The 6,161-nt window shown below is 74.2% G+C and carries 7 protein-coding genes; 6 read left to right on the top strand and 1 reads right to left on the bottom strand.

The annotated features are described in order from the left end of the window. The first annotated feature begins 303 nt into the window (after positions 1-303). The 6 genes from L0P92_RS41100 (at position 304) to L0P92_RS41075 (ending at position 5,069) form a co-directional block, all read left to right on the top strand. A complete protein-coding gene (locus L0P92_RS41100; protein ID WP_234768245.1) occupies positions 304-558 on the top strand; it encodes a hypothetical protein in 255 nt (84 codons plus the stop codon). Positions 559-634: 76 nt separating this feature from the next. After that, on the top strand, positions 635-916 hold the full coding sequence (locus L0P92_RS41095) for a hypothetical protein (protein WP_217211125.1): 282 nt from the start codon (positions 635-637) through the stop codon (positions 914-916). 73 nt (positions 917-989) lie between these two features. Then, positions 990-2,267: a wax ester/triacylglycerol synthase domain-containing protein gene (locus tag L0P92_RS41090; RefSeq protein ID WP_234768244.1), complete on the top strand. Its 1,278-nt coding sequence runs from the start codon at positions 990-992 to the stop codon at positions 2,265-2,267. Between the two features lie 26 nt (positions 2,268-2,293). After that, the gene (locus tag L0P92_RS41085; RefSeq protein ID WP_234768243.1) at positions 2,294-2,569 is read left to right on the top strand and encodes an acyl carrier protein; all 276 of its coding nucleotides are present in this window, start codon (positions 2,294-2,296) and stop codon (positions 2,567-2,569) included. Continuing rightward, positions 2,566-3,783, top strand: coding sequence for a beta-ketoacyl-[acyl-carrier-protein] synthase family protein (locus L0P92_RS41080; protein WP_234768242.1), 1,218 nt, complete (start codon positions 2,566-2,568; stop codon positions 3,781-3,783). The genes L0P92_RS41085 and L0P92_RS41080 overlap by 4 nt, the downstream gene beginning before the upstream one ends. Next, a complete protein-coding gene (locus tag L0P92_RS41075) occupies positions 3,780-5,069 on the top strand; it encodes a wax ester/triacylglycerol synthase domain-containing protein (protein ID WP_234768241.1) in 1,290 nt (429 codons plus the stop codon). Before L0P92_RS41080 ends, L0P92_RS41075 begins: the two co-directional genes overlap by 4 nt. On the opposite strand, the gene L0P92_RS41070 is transcribed toward L0P92_RS41075, so the two are convergent. Beyond that, positions 5,048-6,127, bottom strand: coding sequence for a DUF4037 domain-containing protein (locus L0P92_RS41070; RefSeq protein WP_234768246.1), 1,080 nt, complete (start codon positions 6,125-6,127; stop codon positions 5,048-5,050). The genes L0P92_RS41075 and L0P92_RS41070 overlap by 22 nt on opposite strands. Between the last annotated feature and the right edge of the window lie 34 nt (positions 6,128-6,161).

Genomic DNA, 6,161 nt, shown 5'->3' with positions numbered 1-6,161 from the left:
ACCCGCGGCATCGACTGCGACCAGGCCAACAGCCAGGCCAACTCCCTCTCGCACGCCCACTCCACGCGCTAGCGGCGGCCCCAGGTCACGGCGTCGGCCCGTTCGACGGGTGCCGCGCAGGCCACGCGTCCGCAGCCACAGCCCCAGCCCCAGCCGGCCCCGCAGTACGCGCCCCCGGCGCCCGCCCCGCGTCAGGAGAGCGGCTATGCCTCCGCCTCGGCCTCGTCGGGCGGCTACGCGGAGGCCTCCGGTGCGCCGCACTCCGCGCCGGCCGCCGCGCCCCAGCCCGCGGCGCCGCAGGTCGTGCCGCAGGTCACCCCGCAGACCGCGCCGCAGGTGATGCCGCAGGTCGCTCCGCAGGTCTCCGCTCCGCAGGTCTTCAACCCGGAGCCCCCGCCGCGGGTCGCCCCGCAGGTGAACCCGCAGGTGAACCCCGAGGTGAACCCGCTGATCAACCCGCTGGTCTCGCCGGCCAGCGCACCGCAGGTGCCCGGCCTCGGCCTGGGACAGGTCGCGGCGCCGCCCGTGGGCCAGTTGGGTCTGCCCCGACTCGGCTGACGGACCGGGGCCGTAGCCGCCCCGCCTCCCCGCTTGATCCCCCGCACACCCCATCTGCTCGACCAACGGAGAAGAAATGCGCAAGCTTCAGAAGGTCGCCCTCGTGGGCGCCGTCCTCGGCAGCGTCGGCTCGCTCGGCGTCGGCACGGCCGCCGCCCACGGTGAGGCGGGTGCCCACGACCTCGACATCACCCAGGGCATCGAGTGCCGTTCGCACGACATGAACATCGACATCCTCGGCAGCCTCGGCCTCGTCAACGGCGCCCTGGGCAACGCGCTCAACGGTGAGGGCTCCCCGGGTGCGCAGCCCAGCCACCTCGGCTCGGACATGGGCTGCAACAGCGGAGCGCTCAAGTAGACCGAGGAAGAGTTCGGTTCGACGCCCGCTCCATCACGGGGCGGGCGTTTGGACTGCGAGCCGGAGAGACCGCATGAGACTGTCCTATGCCGACGAGATGCTGCTGCTCAACGGGTGTCCGGGTGTGATCGGCCTGGCGGTGGTCCTCTCCGGTGAGCAGCCCGACGTGGAGCAGGTGCGGGCGCGTGTCGCCGAGCGGTGGGCGGGCCTTGAACGGATGAACTGCGTGCTCGACGGGGCCCGGGACGGCGGTACGGCGGTACGGCAGGGGATGCCCGGGCGGCGCGGGCGGATGCGGTGGGTCGTGCCGGGGCCGTTCGACCCCGGCGCGCATGTCGGTGTGGCGCGGACCGAGTTGGACGACCTGTGGGCGCGCAGCGTGGACCGGCCGCTCGGCGGCGGGCTGCCGCCCTGGCGGCTGCACGTGGTCCCGGACGCGGCGCGCGGCGGTGACTTCGCGCTGGCGCTGGTCGCCCAGCACGCGCTGCTGGACGGGCGGTCCCTGGCGACGTTGATGCGCGCGCTGATGGACGGCCCCGCGGCGCGGGAATCGGTGCGGTCGGTAGCGCCGCCGCGGGCCGGACTGCGTGCGGCGGGCAGGGAGCTCATGGCGATGGCGGCCGCGGGACAGGCCCTTCCGATGCGGCCGCCCGGGGAGCCCTGCTCCTCGGTCGCGGTGCGTGAACTGCCCGCGCACACGGTCCGGTCCGCCCGCCGCCAGCCCGCCGACGGCCGGGGCGCGACGCTGAACGAGCTGCTGGTCGGCGCCGTGGCCGGGGCGCTGCGGGACCGGTACGGGCCGGTGCGGCGGTGGCGGCAGCGCGACGAACCGGTCTACACGGCCGTACCGTGCGATCTGCGCACCGGGGCGACCACGGGCGAACTCGGGAACACCCTGACGGTCGTCCGGGTTCCGTTGCCCGTCGACGTGGACGGTCCCGTGGCGCGGCTGCGGGCCTGTCAGACCGCGATGGCCACCGTGCCCGAGCGGGCCGCCGCCCACGCCACCGTGCTGTTCCCGGCCGCGGAAGCGGTTCGCCGGACGGGCCCCTGGGTCACCGGGCTGCTGGCCGACCGAGGCCGCCACAACTGCTTCGCGGCGACCGCGACCACGGCCATGAAGTGGCCCGGCGGAGCCGGCACCTTCCAGGGCCGTCGGCTCGTGCGCACGGTCGGGCTGCCGCCCTTGCAGCACCCGGGCACGGTCAGCTTCGCCCTGGCACAGGCAGGGGACGCGTTCACCCTCACCACGGTGTGCCACCTGCGCCCGAACGACGCGGAACGGCTCGCCGACGCGGTCGTCACGGAGTTCGAGACATGGGCCGCGATGGCGACGCCGTCAGTGCCCTGACGGCACCAGGAGATGGAGGCAGTTGCATGGAAGCGGAACACGGCGACGTATGGGAAGCGCTGCGCCCGCTGTGCGCGCGGGTGATGTCGGTGCCGCCGGAGGCGGTGGTCCCGCAGGCTCGGCTCGTCGCCGACCTGGGCGCCGACAGCCTGGACATCACCGAACTGGAAGCGGCGTCCGAGGAGTTGTTCGGGGTCTGTCTGAGAGGCACCGACAAGGCCGGCGTGTCCACCGTGGGTGATGTGGCCGACCTCATCGTGCGGCTGCGTACCCCCGGCGCCCACACCACCCTCGCCCGATGAGCGCCCGACCCGCCGTCGCCGTCACCGGCCTCGGCGTGCGCAGCGCGGCCGGAGCGAGTCCCGAGGAGCTCTGGGAGAGTCTCGTGCGCTGCCGTTCCGCGACGGCGCTGCACGCCTTCGACGACGAGGGCACGGTCGTGTACCCGGCGTCGGCGATGACCGCCTTCGACCCGGCCGGCTGTCTGACGCCCAAGGAGGTGCGGCGGACGGACCGTTCGGTGCAGCTGGCCGTGTGCGCTGCCGTGGACGCCGTGGCGGACGCCGGGGGACTGCATGTCGAACCCGGTCGGCGGGCGGTGGTCACCGGCACCGGGTACGGCGGGGTGATCAGCCAGGAGAACGGCATCGGACAGCCCGATGTGCTGTACGCGCCCAGACTGATGAACAACGCGGGCGCGTACTGGATCAGCGCGCGGCTCGGGATCGTAGGGCCCAGCCTGACGGTCTCCACCGCCTGTGCCTCCGGCACGCACGCCGTCGGCGAGGCGATGCAGATGATCCGGACGGGGTGCGCGGACGTGGTGGTGGCCGGCGGCCATGACAGTCCTCTGACTCCGACGACCGCGCTGGCGTTCGGGCGGGCCGGGGCGATGGTCACCGAGTGCGATGATCCCGGCTCCGCGTCACGGCCGTTCGACGTCGGGCGGCGCGGGTTCGTCCTCGCCGAAGGGGCGGCGTTCCTGGTGCTGGAGCGGCTGGACCTGGCCCGCGCGCGCGGCGCCCGCGTCTACGCCACGCTGACCGGGTACGGACGTACGTCCGACGCCTTCCATCTGACGGCACCGCATCCCGACGGCGCCGGGGCGCGGGCGTGCATGGAGCAGGCGCTCGCCGACGCCGGTGCGACCGCCGACGCCGTCACCCATGTCAACGCGCACGGCACCGGCACCGAGTTGAACGACCTCGCCGAGGCGCAGGCCATCAGCGCCCTGTTCGGGCCGCGTGCGGTGCCGGTCACCGCGCCCAAGGCCGTGACCGGGCACGGGCTCGGTCTTGCGGGCGCGCTGGAAGCCGTGATCACCGCGTTGTCCGTGCGGGAGGGGCTCGCGCCGCCGACCGCGCATCTCACGCGGCTGGATCCCCGGTGCGAGCTGGACATGGTCGTCGGGGAGCCGCGCAAGATCCCGGACGGGCCGGTGATCAGCAACAGCTTCGCCTTCGGCGGGCACAACGCCTGTGTCGTGTTCGACTCGCCCCACGGCTGTGGCACATGAGGCTGACGGCCATCGACGAGGGGCATCTGCGCAACGGGCTGCCGGGGACCATCGGTATCGCCGGGGTGTTTCCCGGCGAGCCGTTCGACCTGGAGCGGGTGCGGGCCCGGGTCCGTGAGCGGTGGGGCGGGCTGGAGCGGATGAGCCTGGTCCTGCGGCCGCCCACCGGGTCGGGGGCGCTGTCGGGCCATCGCTGGGAGAGGGCCCGGCCGTTCGATCCCGGTGCGCACATCACCACCACGGACCAGGACCTGCGCTCCCTGCTCGCCGACGGCGTCAGCCACCCGCTGCCGTCCGAACGGCCGCTGTGGCGGCTGCTGGTCGCGCCGTACGGCCTCGTCCTGTTCGCCCATCACGCGCTGCTGGACGGCCGATCCCTGGAGACGGTCTTCCGGCTGCTGATGGACGACGCCGTGCCGCCGCCGGCGCCGCGCGTGCCGGCCGCTGCGGATCCGACCGCGACCGTACGGCAGCGGCCGGCCGTCGGTGCGGCGGCCGTGGGCAGGGAGTTGCGCCGGATCGGGGCGCCCGGCCGGCCCCTTCCCACGGCTTCCCCCGGCGAGGTGGGGCCGTCGGTGGCGGTCGTGGAGCTCGATCCGCAGGTGATGCGTACGGCCCGCCGTCAGCCGGCCGGCGGGCGCGGGGCGACCCTCAACGAACTGCTGCTCAGTACGTACGCCGGTGCCCTGCGCGTCTGCCACGGGCCGCTGCGGGCCTGGCCGAAGGGATCGAACCCCTTCTACGCCACCGTCCCGGTCGACCTGCGGACCCGGCGCAGCGCACAGCAGCTCGGCAACGGCGTCACCGTGCTGCGGATGCCGCTGCCCGTCGACCTGGAATCACCCGTGGCGCGGCTCGCTGCATGCCAGGACCAGGTCGCGGGGTTCGACCGGCGCTGTGCCGCCCACCGCGCGATCCTTCCCGCGCTGCAGGGCGCCGCGCGTGCCGTGCCGTGGCTGGCCGGGGTGATGGCCCGGCGCCTCGCACGTCCCGAACTCACCACCAGCCTGTGCACCGCGTTCAAGTGGCGGGACCACCCCAGCCGTCTGCACGGCCGCCCGCTGACGCGTGTCGTCCCCCTGCCGCAGCTCTCCCCTCCCGGTACGGCGAACCTCTGTCTCGTGCACTGCGCCGACGCCTACACGCTCACGGTCGTCAGCCACGCGCGTGCCGGTGACGCCGAGCTGATCGGTGCGGCCGTCGCCCGGGAGCTGGAGGCGCTCGCGGTGTCCGACGTCTCCGGCGGGTCCGTCGTGCGGGCCGGTCAGGGCTTGCGTACGTCGTGACTCAGGGTGCGGGCCGACTCCGGGCGGGTCAGGACGTCCGTACTGTCGACGAACTGGTCCACCGCGCCGACGAGCGGCAGGTCCTTGAGGGTCGGGTCGGTGATGCGGGCGGTCAGGGCCGCGGTGAAGCGGTCGGCGCGCAGGACCTGGAAGGGTCTGGAGTGGTACGGGCGCGTGGCGGGGTCGACGCGGTCGGTCAGGTGGAGCTGGTTGTGCTGGTGCGCGACGATCTCGTACGCGTGGACCAGGTGGCGTTCGCGGGTGTGCCAGTCCGTGGCGGCGAGCGCGGCCGTGAGCACGGGGGAGAGACGGGGGCCGGCGGCGGTGCGGGCGAAGGCGCTGCCGAGCCATTTGCCGTACGGCGGGTAGCGGCGGTCCATCAGCAGGCACAGCCGCATCAGGTCGCGGGCCAGGCGGGCGGCGGTGACGGCGGAGCCCAGCTCGTCGCCGACCTCGCCCGCACGGCCGACGAAGGCCTCCTCCTGCGCGATGCGCTGCCACTGGCAGGCCAGGACGTACAGCCAGACGTCGTGGGGGTACCAGCGCAGCGCCTCGCGTAACGGCGTGAGCGTGTGCAGCCCGTCGTGGAAGACGGCGCCCGCGGTGACCTCGGCGAGGAGCTGTGTGGGGACGGCCAGCCAGTCGGCCGGGGTGATGCCCGGCGCCGGGTCGAAGCCGAGGGCGTCGGTGAACCAGGTGGAGGTGCCGGTGACTTCGACGCGGTGGTGGACGGGGCCGTCGGTCTGCCGCATGACGCGGATGTCGCGGCTCTCTCCGGTGGCCGCGAAGTTGGTCGGGTGGCCCAGGAAGGTCTTCGGGAGGTGTTCGGCGAGCAGGTGTCTGATGCGGGCGGCGTGGCGGGGCACGTCGTGCCGGTGCAGGAAGATCTGCAGCCGGGGACCCCACTCGTGGTCCGCCGAGCGCGGGGTGTCGTAGCCGAGGACCTCGGAGCCGCTGCCGATGCGGGCGGCGGAGTGGGGGACGCCGGGGGCGGCCTCCTCCAGGAGGGGGCGTACGGCGTCGGTGTAGAAGCGGCGGGAGAGTTCCAGACCGTGGATGAAAGGCGGCTCAGAGGTGGGGGCCTGCCGGGGG

This window comes from Streptomyces muensis (assembly GCF_021474425.1).
In the GTDB taxonomy this organism is placed as follows: Bacteria; Actinomycetota; Actinomycetes; order Streptomycetales; family Streptomycetaceae; genus Streptomyces; species Streptomyces muensis.
Note: the sequence above shows the minus strand (reverse complement) of the source record. Positions and strands in the feature narration are given on the sequence as shown.

Excerpts from the sequence above, each read along its gene's own strand:
- L0P92_RS41075 (WP_234768241.1), top strand. The coding sequence starts at position 3,780 with ATGAGGCTGACGGCCATCGACGAGGGGCATCTGCGCAACGGGCTGCCG.
- L0P92_RS41095 (WP_217211125.1), top strand. The coding sequence starts at position 635 with ATGCGCAAGCTTCAGAAGGTCGCCCTCGTGGGCGCCGTCCTCGGCAGC.
- L0P92_RS41080 (WP_234768242.1), top strand. The coding sequence starts at position 2,566 with ATGAGCGCCCGACCCGCCGTCGCCGTCACCGGCCTCGGCGTGCGCAGC.
- L0P92_RS41085 (WP_234768243.1), top strand. The coding sequence starts at position 2,294 with ATGGAAGCGGAACACGGCGACGTATGGGAAGCGCTGCGCCCGCTGTGC.
- L0P92_RS41090 (WP_234768244.1), top strand. The coding sequence starts at position 990 with ATGAGACTGTCCTATGCCGACGAGATGCTGCTGCTCAACGGGTGTCCG.